The following is a 19,159-nucleotide window of genomic DNA, read 5'->3' as shown; positions in this document are numbered from 1 at the left end:
GGCGGAGGCGCCCGGACCCACCCGGCACGCGGGTGGGTCCGGGCGCCTCCGCACCGAGCCCGGCGAGGAACCGGCCGGCCGGATCGGCCGACCGGCCCGCCAGGCCCGCCCGTCTCCGGTCACCTCGGCCCGAAGGCGTCGGTGACGTCAATCTCCGGTCATCTCAACCCGAAGGCCCGGACGATGGTCTGGGTGACGCTGTTGCCCGCGCTGTCGCGGGCGCCGGCGCGCAGGGTGACCGTGCGGGCGTCGCCCGGGGCGCGCAGCTTCGTCGTCCAGCCCTTCTCGCCGTGGTCGAGGCTCGCCCTGCTCCAGGTGGCGCCGTCGTCGTAGGAGACGTCCAGGGTGGCGGTGCCGATCCGGCCCGAGTCCACCACCGACGGCAGGTGCAGCGGGGTGACGGTCAGCTCGGCCCGGCGGCCGGCCCGGCCCGCCCTGTCCACGTCGACGTCGTAGTCGAGCTGGATCAGCGGCAGGTCCCTGGTCGAGTTGCTCTCGACGTACCCCGAGGTGAAGTTCCACTCGGTCAGGGTGCGGGTCGAGTACGGGTACACCGAGGCGTCGCGGGACGCCTCGTTGACCAGCCGGTAGGGCAGCCGGTCGGGGCTGACGATCGGCGCCAGCATCAGCGTACGGTCGAGCCGCTCGGTCTTCGCCTGCTCCAGGAGGGTGTCGCCCTGGTAGAGCGAGAGGGTCTGCGTGGCGTTCGGGTTGAAGAGCGCCTCACCCGCGTGGCTGCCGCCCGAGGCACCCCAGGAGGGCACGATGACGACCAGCCCGTCGCCCGCGCGGGTCGGCAGGAGGGACGCCGTGTTCATCCGGGGACGCTGGACCGGGCCGAGCCAGCGCGCCTCACTGGTCGTACCGCCCTTGTAGGTGAGGATGTCCGAGCGCTGCTGGGTCTCGTCCGGGATGACGTACAGCGACTCGTGCCAGCGGACGGAGTCGTCCGTGGAGACCCAGTCGGTACGCCTGCTCTGCGCGGGCAGTGCGCTGGTGTAGCCGCTGAACCCGGACTGCAGGCCGTCCTGGAGGTCGATGCGGATCTCCACGGCCGCCTGCTGCTTGTAGTTGTCGAGCGAGACGTCGACGCGGGCCAGGTCGTCCTTGCGCGGCCGGTAGGTCGGGTCGGCCGGGATGGCCCCCTCCCACTTGTGGACGAGGTCGTAGAGGTAGGCGACGGTCGGGTGGGAGACGACGCGCAGCGGCACCGAGCCGCGCTGGAGGCGGGTGATGAACCGCTCGCCCTCGTCGCGGGTGATCGACGCCACGGCCAGCGGGGCGTCGGTCTGCACGGCGTCCCAGGCGTCGAGCCGGCCGCGACCGGGGTTGACGATGAGCAGGAGCTTCGCGCCCGCCTTCGCCGCCGCGTCGGCCTGCGCCTCCGGGGTGACGGACTCGCTCCATCGCACCACGGCGACCTTGCCCGATGCCCGGACCCCGGCGAACTCCGCCGCGGATCCCGTACCGGCGAAGACCGAGCCGTAGGTCCAGCGGCCCTCGGGCAGCGGCTTGGAACGGGTCTGGATCAGCAGGTCGTCGAAGTCCTCCGTCTCGGAGGAGACCGCCAGGCGGGGCTGCTCGTCGCGCCAGCGCGCGGCGAACGTCAGCTTCCCGTCGGTGACCTTGCTGCCGGTGGGCAGCACCCAGAGGCTGTCGTGCTGCACGCCGGGGAGGTAGGAATCGCTCACGGCGCCGTTGCCGAACCCCCGGTAGAAGTCCATCCTGGCCATCGTCGTGGTCCGCGCCTGGTCCCTGCCGGGCGGCAGGACGGATGTGACCTGGCGCGCGGCGGAGGCGTCCAGGGTGATCTGCGTGTCACCGGTGAGGGAGATCTTCGGCTTGCCGAGCAGCACCCTGCCCAGGGAGTACGGGCCGTTGACACCTTCCACGTCGCCCCACATCCACAGGGCGTAGTCGCCGGTCGGCAGCCGCAGCTCGGCGGTGCCGGACGGGTCGACCCCGTGGTACTCGAACGTCTGGTGCCCGTCGGGCAGGTCCCGGGTGATCATCAGGTCACCGGCGAGGGGCTTGCCCGCGCGGTCCTTGGCGCGCACGGTGAGCTTCGCCCGCTCGCCCTCCTTGTGGAAGCCGATCGCGGTGTGGGCCAGCAGGGCGCCCTCGGCGTTCCTCGCGTCGAGCCGCGCGCTGAGGTGGCCGTCGAGCTCGGCCCGGTCGACGTTCAGGACCACGTTCACCGTGGCGGTGCCGCGCGCCGGTACCGTGACCTGGGCCGCGGACAGGTCGAACAGGCCCTCGGGTGCCCCGCCGGTGACCGACAGGTCGAGGGTGACCGGGTTCTCCCCGATGTTGGTGTAGGTGACCGGCTGCTCGCCCTTCTGTCCGGGGGTGTAGGGCCACCGGACCTTGACCTGGGCGGTGGCGGTGGCGAAGACGGTGTTCCGGGTGGCCGCCGCGACGTCGAGCATGCCGCCGCCGACCTGGTAGGCGCTGAACTGCGGAAGGAGCCTGCTGCTGCTGACCAGGGCGTCCTTGAGCTGCTGCCCGGTCCACCCGGGGTGGGTCCTCGACAGCAGGGCCGCCGCTCCCGCGACGTGCGGGGTGGCCATCGAGGTGCCGCTCATCGTCTGGTACGAGCCCTCGCCCTCGGCGGCGTACTGCGACCTGGCCGCCAGCACGTCCACGCCCGGCGCGGCGATCTCCGGCTTGAGGCCGAAGTCCTCCACGCGGGGGCCCCGGCTGGAGAACGGCGCCAGCGCCGTGCCCTTGGGGGCGACGCTCACCGCGGCGACCGACAGCGCGGCGTCCGCGGTGCTCGGCGCGCTGACCGTGCTCTCCTCGGGGCCGGAGTTGCCGGCCGCGATGGTGAACAGCGCGCCGGTCTCGGCACTGAGCTCGTTGACGGCCCGGCTGAGCGGGTCGGTGCCGTCCGTGGGCCCGCCGCCGAGGCTCATGCTGACGATCTTGGCCTTCTGGTCGCGGGCGGCCCACTCCATGCCCGCGATGATCCAGGAGTCCTGGCCGCTTCCCTGGTTGTCCAGGACCTTGCCGACCAGCAGGTCCGCGCCGGGGGCGACGCCCTTCTCCAGGCCCGCGGAGGCGGCGCCGGTGCCGGCGATCGTCGAGGCCACGTGCGTGCCGTGGCCGTTGTGGTCCTTGACGTCCTCGCCGGGGACGAAGGTGGCGGTGTTCTTGACCCGGTCCCTGAGGTCGGGGTGGTCGGCGTCGACCCCGGTGTCGAGGACGGCGACCTTCACCCCCTCGCCGGTGTTCCCGGCCGCCCACACCTCGGGGGCGCCGGTCTGCGCGACGGTGTCGGCCAGGTTCGCCCTGGCCTTGCCGTCGAGCCAGACCTTGGCGATCCCCGAGGTGAGGGAGGGGGCGCCGGTCGCGGTACGCGACTGCTCCCGCGTGTCCGACCCGGTGAGCGAGGTCCAGAAGCCCGCCGCGCCGTCACGGCCCGCGGACAGCGCGGCGCCCTGGATGCTGCTGAGCGTACGGACCTTCTCGGCCCCGCCCGGCACCTTCTCGGCGCGCCTGCCCACCGCGTCGTCGGTGTAGGTGACGATCAGGGGGAGGTGGTCGCTGCGCGCGTCGTCGTAGCCGTACTCCACGAGCCGCGTGACGTCGAAGAGCCCTTCGTCGAGGAGCCCCGCGCCGACGTACCGCGCGGCCGAGTCGGGATACACGTAGAGGTGGTCGTCGACGGTGCTGACCCGGGCGCCGACGCGCCCGCCGTCCGGGCCCGTGACCGACACGACGGTCAGGGCGCCGGCCACGCGTGCGAGCGTGACCTTGTCCCCGGTGATCAGGGTGACGGTGAGCGAGGTTCCGGCGGCCTTGGCGACCCCGGCGAGCTTCGCCGGGGTGTCCCCGGAAGCGGTCGCGGACGTTCGCGCGAAGGCTTTCGCTGAAGTCGCGGAGGTCGTCGCGGGAGTCGTCGCGCCGGCGGATCCGGTGGCGGCGGCCGAGACCGGCGAGGCCGCGAGGAGAACCGTGAGCGCGGAGGCGAGGGCGAGCAGCCCGTGCCTCCGGGGGGGAGTGCCGTGCAAGGAGTTTCTCCCGAAGTGGCTATGGTGCAAAAGATCAGGGGCCATGATTCGGGATAAAACGGGCGTATATCAACAATCCTGTATGGCCAATTTAGGACATGTCGTAATCCCGACAGGGAAGCGCGACGGCCGGGAGAGCCGCGGGCGGCGCGACCCGGCGTCCTGGAACGACAGCCCGGACGACGGCCCGGAACGCGGGGGGCCGCTCGGTGGAACGCCCACGTGGCCACGCACCCGATTACCCGTTCGCCCACTTGGCCACGTACCTGACCGCGCGCCGAACTAAGATCGACAAATGCTCGAGCCGCCCTCCACGGCGCAGGTGACACCGCCCCCGAGAACGCGTCCGAGGGCAGGCCGGGTGCTGCGGCGGCTGGTGGCCGTCGCGGTCGGCGTCTGCGCGCTGCTGGGCGCGGTACGGCTCGTCGTGCCCGCCACCGCGGGCACGGCCGGCGAGCCGCCCGGGGTCCGGCGGCAGCTGACGTTCCTGCGCGCGGCACTCGACGGCGGCGCCGGCGACCAGGCGCAGAGCCTGTTCCCCGAGGGATACTTCTTCCTGCACGCGCTGTACGGCCTGAGCTGGGTCGAGCTCGGCATGCGCGAACCGCCCGGCGAGCGGTCGGCGGCGCTGCGCGAGGCACGCTGGGCGCTGGCGAGGCTGGAGTCGCCGTCCGGCCGTGCCCCGTTCGGTTCGGACCTCACCCCGCCGCACGGCGTCTTCTACCGGGGCTGGACCAACTGGCTGCGCGGCGGGACGCTCGCCCTGCAACCGCCCGCGCGACGCGACCCGGTCGAGCTGCGCCGGTTCGCCGACGACTCCACCGCGCTCGCCGAGGCGTTCGGCGCGTCGGAGTCGCCCTACCTGGAGGCCTACCCCGGGCAGGCGTGGCCGGTCGACTCGACCGTCGCCATGGCGTCGCTGCGGCTGCACGACACGCTGCTGCCGCCCCGGTACGCCGGTACCGCCGATCGCTGGCTCCAGGCGGTGCGCCGGCGGCTGGACCCCCGCACCGGCCTGCTCCCGCACCGGGCCGACCCCGGCACCGGCGCCCCGGCCGAGGTGGCCAGGGGCAGCTCGCAGAGCCTCGGCCAGCGTTTCCTCGTCGAGATCGCCCCGGCCTTCGCCGCCGACCAGTACCGGCGCTTCCGCGACCGCTATGTCGTCTCCCCGCTCGGCCTCGGACCGGCCGTGCGCGAGTATCCCGCCGGCGTGGACGGCCCGGGTGACGTCGACTCCGGCCCGCTCCCGCTCGGCGTGAGCCTGTCGGCGACCGCGGTCGCCCTCGGCACGGCCCAGGTCCACGGCGACGCCCCGCTCGCCGAAGCCCTGGCGAACCACGGCGAACTGGCCGGCCTGCCGATCGACACCCCGTGGACCAAGAGGTACGCCTTCGGCCTCCTCCCGATCGGCGACGCGTTCCTGGCCTGGTCGAAGACCGCACGCCCATGGGTGGCCTCACCACCCTTCCCTCCACCGGCGAGCATCTCGCCCTGGTGGCGCGCGCCACTGCTGGCCTTGCTGCTCGTCATCGGTGCCGTTCCCTGGCTGCCCGCCCTGGTACGGCGCCGCCGGGACCGCCGCGCCCGTCCCGGACCGGCCGGCGCCCGGTTGCCGCCGGAGCCGACATCGCGTGAATTACGGGACGGCCCGGCGGTAGACCTGCCGTGAACCGCCCTCAGGACCCGGATCGGCGGCCTCCGCGGGGGCGAACCCGAGACGCTCGTAGAAGACGCGTGCGCCACCGGCGACGGCGCCCGGGGAAGTCCTGCTCCCGCGCGAGTCTGACGATCACCTGGGCAGTCTGGCAGGGGACGGACGTCGCCTGACGCGGCCCTAACCGAGGTCGAAGGCGACGTCGGCGAGGTTGACCGTCCGCACTTCCGGGTCGTCGAGGAGCTTGCGCAGGTCGGCGAGTTTCCAGCCGTCGACGACGAGCCCGTACACGACGCCCTCCTCGGCCGTCCCGGCGAGCCGGCCGCGGCTCAGGCCGAACTCCTCGAGGTCGTCCCCCTCGTAGAGCAGCCCGACCCACCTGCGGAACTCCGCCAGCGCCGCCTCGGGCTCGGTCCCGCACCGGTAGGTGAGATCCTCCCAGCGCTTCTTGGTCATGTCGCGATTCCAGACGACCGCGTTCATGGGGAACATGTCACTGGAATCGTCGTAGAGGTACGGGGCGTAGATGTAGGAGACGTCCTCTCCTCCGCAGAGTTCGTGCCTCCGGTTGAAGGCGACGAACCGCTCGACGGCCATCGGGTGCGTGAACTCCACGACCGCGACGGCCTCGAGCGTCGGGGGGAGCCCGTCGATGGTCTTCCTGGCCTTCTCCATCAGCTGCCTGTCGACGCCGAGCTCCACGTCCAGGGAAGTGAGCGCGTCGGCCAGGCTGCCGGACGGCCCGCCGAGGGAGGGGGCCCGGACCGAGCCGAACAGGTCTTCCGTGATCTCGTACCCCGTCCGGTCCTCACCGGGACCGGCCCGGCGCGGCTCGCCCCGCAGCGTGTACGTCGTCACCAGCAGGCCGCCGTCGCTGTGGTCGTCCGTCAGGCGCTTGTCCGGATTCACGGCGCGGGCGGCGGTGCCGTACACCAGAGCCGTCCGCTCGTCGTCGAAGCCGCCGAAGAACCACAGAACCCGCTCGACCACGCTGAGGGCCAGGAACAGCGCCGCGGCGACGGCCACGACCTTGACGAGGGACCTGGCCACGTACGCCCAGTCGGGCTCCCTCACGTTCATCGCCGTGCGCTCCTGCGATCGAGATCAAATCGGGTACGGCGCACCATAGCCGCCCGCGACAGGCTCCGGGCGAGGCGAAGTGGATATTGACCCTTCCGGCCGAGATCGTCGGCCGCATAGGATGATTACATACTTACTTGATCACTCGAAAGTGGAAACGATGATCGTTGAGTACATCCGTTACCGCGTCCCCCGGGCCGAGGAGTTCGAGGCCGCCTACCGCCGGGCGGCGGTGCCGTTGGGCAGGGCGCCCCAGTGCCTGGACTACGAGCTGTCGAGATGTGCCGACGAGCCGGGCGCCTACATCCTGCGCATCGTCTGGACCTCCGCCAAGGGTCACCTGGAGGGCTTCCGCGACAGCGAGCACTTCACGGAGTTCTTCGCCGAGATAAAGCCGTACGTCGCGGACATCGAGGAGATGCGGCACTACGAGCCGGTGCTCGGCAAGACCGAGCCGACGCTGTTCGACTGGGCGGGCGGCGCGACGGCGTTCGAGCGGCTGACCGAGACGTTCTACGGCCACGTGCGCGAGGACGAGGTGATCGGCCCGCTGTTCGCGCACATGGATCCGGACCATCCGCGGTACGTCGCGCTGTGGCTGGCGGAGGTCTTCGGCGGCCCCGACCGCTACACCCGCGAGCGCGGGGGCTATGCGCACATGCTCTCCCAGCATCTCGGCAAGCACCTCACCGAGCGGCAGCGCCGCAGGTGGGTGAGCCTGTTGACGGACGCGGCCGACGAGGTGGGACTCCCCGCCGACCCCGAGTTCCGGGCGGCGTTCGCCGGATACATCGAGTGGGGCACCCGCCTCGCGGTACAGAACTCCCAGCCGGGCGCCACCCCGCCCTCGCAGGCGCCGGTCCCGCGCTGGGGCTGGGGAGTCGCCCCGCCGTACCGGCCGTGACCCCGGCTCCGCGCCGAACGGCGCGGGGCCGAAGGCGGTCCCCGGTCGCGGAGGGCTCCACGCCGGTGCCTCTCGGCGAAAGAGGGTGCCTCGTCGACATATACCCCGATAACTGGCGTCATTGGTCATATACGGCGACGGGGTCCATGACACCATGTGCTGCGGCGCGCGACCCGCTCAGCCGATGAGCGCGTCCCGACCCCGGCGGCACGTTCCGCCGGTGGGCGGCAGCAGAGAGCGATGCCGGAAGCGGCTCAAGGAACGGGGCGATCGATGCCGATGCGGATGACTCGACTGGCGGCGGCGGCACTGGTGGCCGTGAGCCCGGCGCTGACGATCGCGAACCCGGCGGGAGCCGTCGCCGTCGCGCAGGCTCCGGCGGCGATCGTCGCGCCGGGCACCTTCGGCCCGTACGGCTACGGCGGCGTCAAGCTGGGGATGACCGCCAGGCAGGCCAGGGCCACCGGCAAGATCGTGCTCAAGTTCGGCGGCGACTGCTCCAACTGGAGCTACAAGGCCCACCGCGACGAGGGCGGGCTCTACATCTCCAAGAGGCGCGGTGTCGCGGTCATCTTCGCACCGGCCGGGGCGCGCACTCCCCGGGGCATCGGCCTCGGCTCCACCCTCCGCCAGATCAGGAAGGCCTACCCGGCCGTCAAGGAGCGGGAGAGCGGCTACTACGTCACCGTTCCGGGCAACCGCAAGGCGTACTACTACTTCGGCGTCAACCGGCGGGAGAAGATCGAGGAACTCGGGCTCGGCCTCAAGACCCAGGACTGCGTGAGCTGACCTCCCGCTCCCCGCGCCCGGCGAGGGAGACGTGATCGCGGATGATCTCGCCGACCCGGCGGGGCAGCATGGGGGAGAAGAAGCCGTGCCCCATGCCGGGCACGGTCACCAGGCGCGCGTGCGGGATCTGCGCGGCGACCGCCTCGCCGTGCGGCAGCGGGCGGAGGGGGTCCTCGGTACCGTGCACGACCAGCGTCGGCGCGGTGACGGCGGAGAGCGGCGCGAGCCTGTCCTCGGTCATCGCCTTCCCGGCCAGGTCGTGATTGGCCGCGGCGCGCGGGTCGCCGCCCAGCTCGCTCGCGGCCTCGACGAGCCGTCGTGCGGCCCGCTCGTCGAAGGGCAGGGCATCGCCGTTCAGCACGCGAAAGGTCTCCAGGCCGGCCGCGATGTGCTCCTCGCGGTTGGCCGGGGACGAGGTCGCCGTCCGGACGAGGTGCCGGAGGAACCGCGGCGCGGGCGGCGGCAGGTCGTCGGGGTCGGGATCCTGCCCGGCGAGGGCCCGGGCGAAGGCGGGCCCCGCGCTGTGGCCCATCGGGCCCGTCATGATCGCGGTAAGGGTGAGCACGCGCTCGGGGCGGTGCACCGCCAGCCACTGCCCGATCGCGCCGCCGAGGGAGGCTCCCACGACGTGCGCCGCGGCCACCCCGTGCCCGTCCAGCACGGCCGTCGCGTCGCCGGCCATGTCCGCCAGCGTGTAGGGGTGCGTGGCGAAGTCCACGCGGTCGGACCGCCCGGTGTCGCGATGGTCGAAGCGGATCACGTGCAGCCCGCCGTCGAGGAGGACCTCCACCAGTTCGTCCGGCCAGCCCATTCCCATCGTGGAGGTGCCCATGACGAGCAGCACCGCTGGATCTCGCGGATCGCCGAACCGTTCCGTCCACAGCCGCACATTTCCGGACGCGACAAACTTCTCTTCGTTCGCCTTCACGGGCGTGAATTTATCGATTTCTCTTATCTGGAGCAAATTGCAATTAATGTGCTATTGGCGGTAATTCGTGGTATAATGGTAATTGTCTTTCGGTTTCCGATGGCCGTGCGGCCTCGGGTGACCTTCGGGATTCGGCGCGGTGGCCGGGATCGCCACGAACGTCACCGCCCCCGCCCCGATCGCCCGGTGGGAGACAGGGGCCACTCCTCCAAGAAGATCCGTGGGCATCTGCGGCGGTGCGGTACCCAGGCGGTCATTTCCGATTCGAATTGTCAGGCGGACCTTGATGAGGCGGGCTCGCGCATGGTCGGCCCGATCGTCGCGCGCTAACATGATCCGCCATGCGCAGCAGAGGCTTATCGAGTCCTCGATTCCTGTTGGCGGCCTCCACGTTCATCGGCGCAGCATTGGCGGTGGCCCTGAACCAGGTGCTCAACGACGGGGCTTGGAGCCCGCAGTGGATCGCGATCGCCTGCGGGCTGATGGCACTCAGCTACTGGCTGGGCCACCGACTCACCCTGGCCACCGCCCCCACCCCGACGCTCTCCGAAGCGAAGGCCCACCTGGCCGAGCTGGTGGCCCGCCAGTGGGCGGAGGAGGCGGTGGCGCGGCGGCAGGGGGACGCGCTGATCCCGGTCTCCTGGAGTGTGACGCTCCGCCCCAGGCTCGGCAGGCAGCCGCGCCGGTCCGAGCCTTGTCTGCGCTCGGACGAGGTCGCCGGGCTGGCCGCCTTCTTCCGCGGACTGCCACGCCACCGACTGGTGATCACGGGCGGGCCGGGGACGGGCAAGACCACGCTGGCCATCGAGCTGCTGTTGCACCTGATCGAGACCCGCACCGCCGACGAGCCCGTCCCCGTGCTGTTGCCCATCGCCGAATGGGACGTCAAGACGCACCCGCGTTTTCATGACTGGGTGGCCTCGCGCGTGCGTGCGGACTACGCGGCGTTGCGCGGGATGGGGAAAGGCGCTGACGGGACCGACCTGCTGGTCGGCCACGGGCACTTCCTGACCGTGCTCGACGGGCTGGACGAACTGCCCGAGGACGCCCGCGCCGGGACGCTGCGCGAGCTCTCGGGCGCTCTGGGCGACCGTGACCAAGTGATCGTCACCTCGCGCAGCAGGGCGTACAAGGACGCCGTGGGCGCGACCCGGGCGCTCAAATGGGCGACCGTCATCGCGCCGAAGAACCTGGACCGGGAGGTCGCCGCGGCGTACCTGGACGCGTGCATGCCGACGGAGCCCTCCCCGGCGTGGGCGAAGGCGCTGGACGCGCTGCGGGAGGGAAAGGCCCCCGCTCTGGCGTACGTCACCTCCGCGGCCTGGGGGCTCTGGCTGGTCAAGGTCGTCTACGTCGATCGGGACGCCGACCCCGCTCCGCTGCTGAGCGTGCGGGACGAGGAGAGCGAGGCGCTGCGGGCCCACCTGCTGGACGGTCTCGTCGAGTCCCGGCTGAGCGGCGGGCCCGCCGCCCGGGGCGCCGAGCGGCTCACCTGGCTGGCCGGTCTGCTGGCCAGGAACGGGACACAGGACCTGGCCTGGTGGCGGATGATCGACTACGTCTTCCCCGGCAAGGGCCGCTCCTTGGTCTCCGAATGGGTCGGAATCCTGGCCGGGGCCGTGCTCAGCCTGCCCGCGGCGGCCATGGGCGGCATGCTCCACGACACCGGATTCGGGCTGATGCTCGGTCTGGGTTTCTGCCTGGGCGTGAGCATGCCCAGGCAGCCCGCCACCGACGCGCCGGACTTCGCCCCGCTGCGGGCACGCCGCCGGCTGCTCGACTTCATCCGCATGATCGGGGCGAACAGCCCGCTGATGATGGTGGGAATGCCGCTCGGGCTGCCGGTGGTCGCGTACATGTGGTGGTCGGACGGCCCCATGATGGGCCTGGCGACCCTCGTGTGCGTCGCCGGGCTCAACTGGATCACGCTCCGGGTGATACAGGCTCATTCCACCGCACCGGACGAGCGGCCCCCGGTGTTCACCGCCGCCGTGACGCCCGCCTCCACATGGCGGGTGAACCGGGCGCTGACCGGCCTGCACCTCGTGAACGGCGTGATTCTCGGCACGGCCCTCACCTTCGCGGTCGAACTGTTCGCCTTTGTGGACGGGCAGCGCGGGCTGTCGTCCCCGGTCAACGACAAACTGATCGTCGTCGTTTTCGCCTTCGGCTTCGGTTTCATGGCCCGGCGGCGGGACACCTGGCTCAGATCGGTGATCTTCCAGGGGCACCTGGCCCTGCTGGGCCGGGGACCCCTGCGGCTGGCACGGCTTCTGAACGACCTGCACCGGCGCGGACTGCTGCGCGCGGCCGGCCCCTTCTACCAGTTCCGCCACGCCGAGTTGCAGGAGCATCTGGTCCGGCGGCAATCCGGCGGGCCGGTTCCCGCGGGGCGCTGACGCCGCCGGAGCCGGGCTCGCCCATGCGGGGAAGGCGGTCTGCAGCTCGGCGCGGCAGGGCGAAGACGCCCGAGGCCGGCGTGTTCGAGGTGGTGTCGAGCCCGGTCGCCGACAGGATCAGGGCGAGACCCCTCAGCTGCCGCGCGTGCCGCAGGTGGTCCGCTGACGGCTCGGCGCTCATCTCTCGCGGATTTTCCGGAACCCTTCGACCGGCGGCGCGAGCCGATCAGGGGATGTGTTGTTCTCCGTCCCGGCGACCGCGTCGCGGTCCGCCTGTCCGCCACGTCGATCCGGATCAGGACGGACTCGATCGGCACGGCCCTAGGAGATCTTGCGGCGGTAGGTGTTCATGGCGAAGACGTAGGCGACGACGAGGATGCCGGCGCACCAGCCGAGGGCGATCCAGATGTCGGTGCCGACCGGCTGCTGGGTGAACAGGTCGCGGATGGCGTTGACGATGGAGGTCACCGGCTGGTGCTCGGCGAAGAAGCGCACCGGGCCGGGCATGGTGTCGGTGGGCACGAACGCCGAGCTGAGGAACGGCAGGAAGATGAGCGGGTAGGAGAACGCGCTCGCGCCCTCCATGGTCTTGGCGGACAGGCCGGGGATGACGGCGATCCACGTCAGCGCCAGGGTGAACAGGATCAGGATGCCCGCGACCGCGAGCCACGCCGGCACTCCCGCCGCCGAGCGGAAGCCCATGAGCAGGGCGACGAGCACGACCACCACGAGCGAGATCACGTTGGCGACCAGCGAGGTCAGCACGTGCGCCCACAGCACCGACGAGCGTGCGATCGGCATGGACTGGAAGCGCTCGAAGATCCCGCCCTTCATGTCCATGAACAGCCGGAACGCGGTGTAGGCGATGCCCGAGGCGACCGTGATGAGCAGGATGCCGGGCAGCATGTAGTTCACATACGAATCCGACCCCGTTCTGATCGCGCCGCCGAACACGTAGACGAACATCAGCATCATGGCGATCGGCATGATCGCGGTCGTGATGATGGTGTCCGGGCTGCGCGCGATGTGGCGCAGGGATCGTCCCAGCAGGACGGCGGTGTCGCCGAGGAAATGCCTGTTCATCGTTGTCCCTTACTCGTCGGTGCCGGCGTTGCGGTCGTCGTCGGTGTCGCGCCCTTGCCGTCGGCGCCGACGAGCGAGAGGAAGACGTCCTCGAGGGTCGGCTGCTTCTCGACGTACTCGACCTTGGCGGGCGGGAGCAGTTGCTTGAGTTCGGTGAGGGTGCCGTTCACGATGACCCGGCCCTCGTGGAGGATCGCGATCCGGTCGGCGAGTTGTTCGGCCTCGTCCAGATACTGCGTGGTGAGCAGCACCGTCGTACCCTGGGCGGCGAGTTCCCTGACGGCCTGCCACACCTCGATGCGCGCCTGGGGGTCGAGCCCGGTCGTCGGCTCGTCGAGGAAGATGATCGGCGGGTTCCCGATGAGGCTCATCGCGATGTCGAGGCGGCGGCGCATGCCGCCCGAGTACGTCGACGCCTTCCGCGCGCCCGCGTCGGTGAGCGAGAAACGGGCGAGCAGGTCGTCGGCGATCCTGCCCGGATCCTTGAGGTGCCGCAGCCGGGCGACGAGCACGAGGTTCTCCCGCCCGCTCAGGATCTCGTCGACCGCCGCGAACTGCCCGGTGAGGCTGATGGACTCGCGCACGTCCGCCGCCTGCGTGGCGACGTCGAAACCGTTGACCCGGGCGGTCCCCGCGTCGGCCTTGAGCAGCGTGGACAGGATTCTCACCGCCGTGGTCTTGCCCGCCCCGTTCGAGCCGAGCAGGGCGAAGATGCTGCCCCGCGCCACCTCGAAGTCCACGCCGCGCAGCACGCGCAGCTCCTTGTACGACTTCTCCAGGCCCCGCACGTGGATCGCGGGCCCCTGGACCTGATCGGTTGTCATCCGTACATCCGTTCTCTGCCTGGTCACGGCTTGTCGCCCGTGACGCGATCGATGGCCTTGGTCAGCCGTTCCCGCTCCCGGTTGATCCACTGGCCCCCCGGGTAGTTCTGGAGGAACGCCTCGACGAACTCCACGGGGTTCTCCCCGACGACTTCGCGGATCGGGGTTCCGCTCGCCACGCTCTGTTCGAACAGGTCGGCGAGGTCGTCGTACATCGCGGTCGCGTCGGCGCTGTCCCCCGGCCCGAAATACATCAGGTACCGCTCCAGCGCCTCGACCGCCGCGCGATAGTCCTCGGGAAGCTGCCTGACGCGCGCCTTGTACTGCCGGTAGCGCTTCTTGTCCTCGAGCGGCCCTGTGACCACCTCCAGGTACTGCCGGTAACGGCTCTTCGGCTCGTTCGACCCTGTTTCCATGTCTAGTTGCCTCCTTCGTGGAGCTGTTCGAGCCGTTCTGCGAGGAAGCTCCAGTTCCTCCAGAACTCTTCGAGGTATTCACGTCCCTGAGCGTTCAGGGAGTACACCTTGCGCGGCGGCCCCTTCTCGGACGGGACCTTCTCCACGTCGACGAGACCGCGCCGCTCGATCCTGACGAGCAGCGCGTAGACGGTGCCCTCGGCGATGTCGGAGAAGCCCTGGTCCCGCAACCACGCCGTGATCTCGTAGCCGTACGCGGGCCGGCCGGACAAGATCGCGAGGACGATGCCCTCCAGCGTTCCCTTGAGCATCTCCGTCAGCTGCTTGCTCATGGGACACCCCCTTCAGCTACTTAATGTCGCTGACTACTGGTACAAAGTAACACTGACTACTAGTACATAGCAACACTAAATAGCTGAGACGTGAGATCGGACCGCGAGCGTGTGACCTGATCGCTCCTCGCGAGCGGGCCTGCCGCCTCTCAGGAGAGAAGGGGTTGCGTCGGCCCCTCGGAGGCCGCGATCCCCGGCCTGGCCGGCGCGGACACGACGGGAGCACCGGCGACCACGAGCACGGCCGCGAGCGGCGCGATCACTGAACTTCATGGTGTCCACCGTCGCCGACCGCCCTGACACCGGGCCGTCGCCGTGCTGACACGGCCGCTGACGCGGCACCGCGTCAGATCCGATCGTCGCCGGGACCTCCGCCGGCCTGGAGTGCCACCCGAGGTGGCCTTCGTCGCCGGTCCCTTCGGGGGCGCCGGGTGGATTCGCGGCCGACCAGGCGCCAGGCGACCTCGTCGTCCCGGTCGGCGGGGGTGGGGTGGCCGAGGGCGGTACGGGCGCAGCGGGCGCCCTGGTCGCGAAGGGCCTGGGCGACGGTGGTGAGACCGGCGGAAGCGGTGTCGGAGTCGTTCTAACCGTTGCGTTGCTGCAACGAGATCAGGTTCGAAGACTGGAGTGAATCAGGCGATGGAGAGTCGTCTGGGCGAGCTGAAACACCGGCCGCAATGAGATCGGTCCGGAGACCGGAGTGAAACTTGGCTCAGTTCATCTGGCAGAAGAACTCCCTCAGTAACCCGCAAGGAGACCGGTCTGGAGCCCGTGCTTGCCGTTCGTGCTGGTGAAGGCGACGGAGTGCTCGATCGTGAGAGGCGTTCTCACTGGTCTGGGTCAGCGATCTCGATGATGTGCAGCGGCGCGTCCAGGGTGTTCGACAGCCACGCCCACTTGGAGGCTTTGAGCGTGAGGATCGGGCAGATCGCCACGTCGGCGATCGCGGCCGCGTGGGCGTCGAATGAGTTGAGCTCGGTTGACGACATGAGATTTACCATGGCGGCGAGTTTCGCGGCCTGGGGGATGCCGTCAAGCGGAGCAACGGTGGTGCGTTCGAACGCGGCCAGGCCGGTGAGGAGCGCCTGTGCGTCCGGGAGGCCCTGGCTGTCGAGCAAGGCGCCGGCCACCGCGAGGGACGGGATGACCAGGGAGTGACCTGCCCGGTCGAAGTCCTGCAGGAAGCCGATCAGATCGGCGTCACCGCGGGCGACATCGACGAGGACGCTGGAGTCGAGGATGTAGGGGGTGGGGGTGAAGTCACTCACCGGGCGCCGCCGGGAACCCCTGCTCGGCGAGTTGGAGGTTCACGTGCCGCCGCATGCGCGCCACCCGGTCGGGGTCGGCGCTGCGGGCGCGTTCCCGCAGGAGGGCTAGGCCGTGCTGGTCGGCGATGCGCTTGGCGGCGACGGAGTCGTTGAAGACGGCGGCGACGCTGGTTGCTTTGCCGGTGGCAACCAGGTGTTCGGCGTATCTAGCGACGTCGGGGTCGACGGTGATCGTGATTCGTTCCTTCTTCTCTCCGCTCATACTCGTCATCATACTCAAATGGTGTTGGCTGGGCAGGAGAAACCCCGCCGGCCGCGATGAGACCGGTCCGGAGACCGGGGTGAAACGTTTGCGAGCTGGCTTTATGGCCAAGAGTAACCAGGCTGAATCGACGAGGCGTCCGGTTTGGTGCTTCAAGTGTTCGGGCGGCGAGCGTGGCACGGCCGGCCATACAGGCTTCGGCCGAGGCGTCACCGAAGCGCAGACGCTCAAGGCCCGCGAAGAAGATGCTCGCGATCCGGCGGATCTCCTTGACGGTCGCCCCGCCCGGCACAGGGTTGTGGGCGATGTTGCCGTGCCCGATCTCGCTGATCTTGCCCTGCTGTCTGTTGGCGGCGTGTTCGCCCATGGCGACACTCCATCCTAGGAATCGTTGGGGTATTTCCGAGTTGGGAGAGTGTAGGGCAAGAGGCGGGAAGGTCTGAAAATAGGAAAACTGATCCTACTTACACGCTGCCTGCGCACCATTACTGCAGAGAATCCGTATTTCCCGAGCCGTCCGGGTAGGAAAGTCCGCTTTCTCAAGGACGCAGAGTGGAGGTACGGCTGACGAGATGCCAGGTGACCTCGGTGTCCCGGTCGGCCGGGGTGGGGTGGCCGAGGGCGATGCGGGCGCAGCGGGCGCCCTGGTCGCGGAGGGACTGGGCGATCGTGGTGAGCCCGGCGGGGGCGGCGGCGTCGGAGTCGTCCCAGCCGCTGAGGGTGAGGTCGCCAGGCACGGTCAGGCCCAGGCGGGTGGCGGCGCGCAGGACGCCGAGGGCCAGCTCGTCGCCCATGGCGGCGATCGCGTCGCAGGCGTGCGGGCCGGTGAGCAGCTCGGCCGCGAGTGTCTCGGCCTCCCGCGCGCTGTTGGTGGAGCAGACGGCCACGCGGACCCACGACCATTCGCCGCCGGTCTCGGCCCAGGCGTCGCGGTAGCCGCGCAGGCGCCGGCGGGTGACCCGGAAGGTCGAGGCGTCCGGATCGATCCCGCCCGGAGGCAGGGTGCCGGACCCGGCGGGCGCGGCGTCGTCCAGGGGGGCGCCGGAGGTGACGCCGGACAGCCTCGCGCGGTCGAGGGGGAAGCTCAGCACCCCGGGCCGCCGCGCCCCCGCGAAGACCTCGCGGCCGACGGCCGCCGCCGCGGCGCGGTCGTCGGCGGCGACGAAGGAGAGGCCGTCGCGGCGCGGGCCCCCGTGGACCACTGCGGGCAGGCCGGTGGCGGAGATGGCGTCGATGACGGGGTCGTCGTCGGCGGTCGTCCAGACCACGAAGGCGTCGACGGCCGCCTCGGTGACCCGGTCGACGTCGGAGGGGCTTCCGGTGACGGGGACGAGCGTGAGCGCCATGCCGTGGTCGGCGCAGACCTGCGCGACGCCGGACAGGAAGCGGGTCGCCTGCGGGTCGTCGAAGGCGTAGGTGAGGTGCTCGCCCAGGACGACGCCCAGGTTGCCGGTCCGGCCGCTGCGCAGCGAGCGCGCGCCGGGGTGCGGGCCCGGGTAGCCGAGACGCTCGGCGGCCTCGCGGACCTTGGCCCGCGCCTCGTCGGAGACCCGGCCGGGCCGGCCGTAGGCGTACGAGACGGTCATCACCGACACCCCTGCCGCGCGGGCGACCTCGGCCATGGTCACCCGGCGTCGCGCCGCCCGTCCGCTCATGGGCCGAGGATAGCTGTGTATCGATACACAGCTGATTTGTGTATCGTTACACACATGTCAGGAGGAATAGGCGGAGTCCGGGCGCGTACCGCTTATATGGGGTTCGCCGCGTTCGGTGCTTTCTGGGGAGTGTGGGGTGCCTCGGTGCCCGCGATCCGTGCTCAGGCGGAGCTGAGTGACGGGCAGCTGGGCACGGCGCTGCTGTTCGTCGGGGCGGGGGCGCTGCCCGCGATGCTCGTCACCGGCAGGGCGGTCGACCGCTGGGGGCTCCGGGTGGCCGCGTTCCTGCTGGTGACGCTCGGCGCGGTGGGGACGCTGGTGGCCGTGGCGGGGCGCGACTTCTGGAGCCTGTCGGCGGGGCTGGCGCTGCTCGGCGCCTCCTCGGGGGCGGCCGACGTCGCGATCAACTCGGCGGCGGCCTCGGCGGAGCGGACGTCCGGCCGGCCGGTCATCACCCGCGCGCACGGCACCTTCTCCGCCATGGTGGTGGCCGGCAGCCTCTCCGCAGGGCTGCTGCTCGGCGGGTTGGGCCTGCCGGTCGTCGTGCCGTTCCTGCTGGTCGCCGGCGCGGCGGCCGGCGCGGCCCTCGGCGTGTCGGCCGACCGGCGAGCCGCCTCGGCCCTCGGCGTCGTGACCGACGGGTGGGCCGCCTCGGCCATCGGGAGGACCGTCCCGGACGCGACGAGGGTTCCCCTGGCCGCTGGGAGAACCGTTCCGGAACCGGCAAGGGCCGCCCCGGTCGAGGGGACCGTTCCGGAATCGGTAAGAGCCGTCCCGGTCACCGAGGGGACCGTCCCGGACGCGGCGGGGGCCGCCCGGGGTGGCGAGCGGCGGGGGCGCCGAGGGCGCAGGGGACAGCAGGGACACGCCGTGCGCCCGTTCCCGTTGCTCGTGGTCGGCGGCCTGGGCGCGCTCGCCTTCGCGGTGGAGAACGCCCACCAGAGCTGGGGCGCGGTCTACCTGGCCGACGTGACCGGCGCGGGTCCCGCGCTCGCCGCGGCAGGTCCGGCGGTCTTCGCCGCCGTCGTCGCCCTCACCCGCTTCGCGGCCGGCGCGGTCGGCTCCCGGCACGCCGCGACCGTGCTCGTCTGCGGCGCCGCGACGGCCGCGGCCGGGACCGCGCTGGTGTCCGTCGCGACGGCCGTCCCGGCGGTCCTGCTGGGACTGGCCCTGGCCGCCGCCGGCACGGCGGTGCTCTTTCCCATGCTGATGGGTGTCGTCGCGGCACACGTGGGCGAGGCGGCGAGGGGGAGGGCGACGTCCGTGGTGACCACCGTGGCCTACCTGGGATTCCTCGCCGGTCCTGTCTACGTCGGGGGCTGGGCCGAGGCGACCGGCCTGCCGGGGGCGATGGTGGCCGTCGCCGCCCTCGCCGCCGCCCTCGCGGCCCTGTCCTGGCCCGCACTGCGATCGGCCGTCCGCACGGGCTCCCCGTGGGACCGCGGTGACCTTCACCATGCGGAGAAGATCAGCGGTCGAACCTCATGACGCCCATCTGGCCCCTGCCGGCTTTCGATCTGCCGAAGGGTTGCCTTTCGATCTGCCGAGATTT

Annotated in this window: 16 protein-coding genes; 6 read left to right on the top strand and 10 right to left on the bottom strand. The window is 71.2% G+C overall.

Going from position 1 to position 19,159, the window contains the following annotated elements; translation table 11 throughout:
* Positions 1 to 158 precede the first annotated feature (158 nt).
* On the bottom strand, positions 159 to 4,013 hold the full coding sequence (locus tag AB0F88_RS43310) for a S8 family serine peptidase (protein WP_362698161.1): 3,855 nt from the start codon (positions 4,011 to 4,013) through the stop codon (positions 159 to 161).
* Positions 4,014 to 4,308: 295 nt separating this feature from the next.
* On the opposite strand from AB0F88_RS43310, the gene AB0F88_RS43305 reads away from it, so the two are divergent.
* The gene (locus AB0F88_RS43305; protein WP_362698158.1) at positions 4,309 to 5,682 is read left to right on the top strand and encodes a hypothetical protein; all 1,374 of its coding nucleotides are present in this window, start codon (positions 4,309 to 4,311) and stop codon (positions 5,680 to 5,682) included.
* 165 nt (positions 5,683 to 5,847) lie between these two features.
* Here the strand turns inward: AB0F88_RS43305 and AB0F88_RS43300 are convergent, their stop codons facing one another.
* Positions 5,848 to 6,747 (bottom strand): hypothetical protein, encoded by a 900-nt coding sequence (locus AB0F88_RS43300; RefSeq protein ID WP_362698155.1) that lies wholly within the window; start codon positions 6,745 to 6,747, stop codon positions 5,848 to 5,850.
* A gap of 160 nt (positions 6,748 to 6,907) precedes the next feature.
* Between AB0F88_RS43300 and AB0F88_RS43295 the strand changes: the two genes are divergently transcribed.
* Both AB0F88_RS43295 and AB0F88_RS43290 read left to right on the top strand, forming a co-directional pair.
* Positions 6,908 to 7,651, top strand: coding sequence for an antibiotic biosynthesis monooxygenase (locus tag AB0F88_RS43295; RefSeq protein ID WP_362698152.1), 744 nt, complete (start codon positions 6,908 to 6,910; stop codon positions 7,649 to 7,651).
* Positions 7,652 to 7,924: 273 nt separating this feature from the next.
* Complete coding sequence (locus tag AB0F88_RS43290; protein ID WP_362698149.1) at positions 7,925 to 8,440, top strand: hypothetical protein; 516 nt, start codon at positions 7,925 to 7,927, stop codon at positions 8,438 to 8,440.
* Here the strand turns inward: AB0F88_RS43290 and AB0F88_RS43285 are convergent.
* Positions 8,415 to 9,368, bottom strand: coding sequence for an alpha/beta hydrolase (locus tag AB0F88_RS43285; protein WP_362698146.1), 954 nt, complete (start codon positions 9,366 to 9,368; stop codon positions 8,415 to 8,417). The genes AB0F88_RS43290 and AB0F88_RS43285 overlap by 26 nt on opposite strands.
* A gap of 341 nt (positions 9,369 to 9,709) precedes the next feature.
* Here AB0F88_RS43285 and AB0F88_RS43280 point away from each other — a divergent pair, with 341 nt between their 5' ends.
* Entirely contained in the window at positions 9,710 to 11,767 is a 2,058-nt protein-coding gene (locus AB0F88_RS43280) for a hypothetical protein (protein ID WP_362698143.1), read from the top strand.
* A 321-nt stretch (positions 11,768 to 12,088) separates the two neighbouring features.
* On the opposite strand, the gene AB0F88_RS43275 is transcribed toward AB0F88_RS43280, so the two are convergent.
* From AB0F88_RS43275 to AB0F88_RS43250, 6 genes are all read right to left on the bottom strand, one after another.
* Positions 12,089 to 12,850, bottom strand: coding sequence for an ABC transporter permease (locus tag AB0F88_RS43275; RefSeq protein ID WP_362698140.1), 762 nt, complete (start codon positions 12,848 to 12,850; stop codon positions 12,089 to 12,091).
* Positions 12,847 to 13,674 carry an ATP-binding cassette domain-containing protein gene (locus AB0F88_RS43270; protein ID WP_362698137.1) on the bottom strand — a complete coding sequence of 276 codons (828 nt, stop codon included), beginning with the start codon at positions 13,672 to 13,674 and terminating at the stop codon, positions 12,847 to 12,849. The genes AB0F88_RS43275 and AB0F88_RS43270 overlap by 4 nt, the downstream gene beginning before the upstream one ends.
* Positions 13,675 to 13,697: 23 nt before the next feature.
* Positions 13,698 to 14,090 carry a DUF1048 domain-containing protein gene (locus AB0F88_RS43265; protein WP_362698134.1) on the bottom strand — a complete coding sequence of 131 codons (393 nt, stop codon included), beginning with the start codon at positions 14,088 to 14,090 and terminating at the stop codon, positions 13,698 to 13,700.
* A 2-nt stretch (positions 14,091 to 14,092) separates the two neighbouring features.
* Entirely contained in the window at positions 14,093 to 14,422 is a 330-nt protein-coding gene (locus tag AB0F88_RS43260) for a PadR family transcriptional regulator (RefSeq protein WP_362698131.1), read from the bottom strand.
* A gap of 827 nt (positions 14,423 to 15,249) precedes the next feature.
* Complete coding sequence (locus AB0F88_RS43255) at positions 15,250 to 15,690, bottom strand: hypothetical protein (RefSeq protein WP_362698128.1); 441 nt, start codon at positions 15,688 to 15,690, stop codon at positions 15,250 to 15,252.
* Positions 15,683 to 15,952, bottom strand: a complete 270-nt coding sequence (locus AB0F88_RS43250; RefSeq protein ID WP_362698125.1) for a hypothetical protein — start codon at positions 15,950 to 15,952, stop codon at positions 15,683 to 15,685. Before AB0F88_RS43250 ends, AB0F88_RS43255 begins: the two co-directional genes overlap by 8 nt.
* Positions 15,953 to 16,031: 79 nt before the next feature.
* On the opposite strand from AB0F88_RS43250, the gene AB0F88_RS43245 reads away from it, so the two are divergent.
* Entirely contained in the window at positions 16,032 to 16,337 is a 306-nt protein-coding gene (locus tag AB0F88_RS43245) for a hypothetical protein (protein WP_362698122.1), read from the top strand.
* A gap of 154 nt (positions 16,338 to 16,491) precedes the next feature.
* Here AB0F88_RS43245 and AB0F88_RS43240 read toward each other — a convergent pair whose 3' ends face one another.
* Positions 16,492 to 17,607: a LacI family DNA-binding transcriptional regulator gene (locus AB0F88_RS43240; RefSeq protein ID WP_362698119.1), complete on the bottom strand. Its 1,116-nt coding sequence runs from the start codon at positions 17,605 to 17,607 to the stop codon at positions 16,492 to 16,494.
* Positions 17,608 to 17,661: 54 nt separating this feature from the next.
* Between AB0F88_RS43240 and AB0F88_RS43235 the strand changes: the two genes are divergently transcribed.
* The gene (locus tag AB0F88_RS43235; protein WP_362698116.1) at positions 17,662 to 19,095 is read left to right on the top strand and encodes an MFS transporter; all 1,434 of its coding nucleotides are present in this window, start codon (positions 17,662 to 17,664) and stop codon (positions 19,093 to 19,095) included.
* Positions 19,096 to 19,159 lie beyond the last annotated feature (64 nt).

The sequence above is a fragment of the Streptosporangium sp. NPDC023963 genome (assembly GCF_040639135.1).
Taxonomy (GTDB): Bacteria; Actinomycetota; Actinomycetes; order Streptosporangiales; family Streptosporangiaceae; genus Streptosporangium.
Note: the sequence above shows the minus strand (reverse complement) of the source record. Positions and strands in the feature narration are given on the sequence as shown.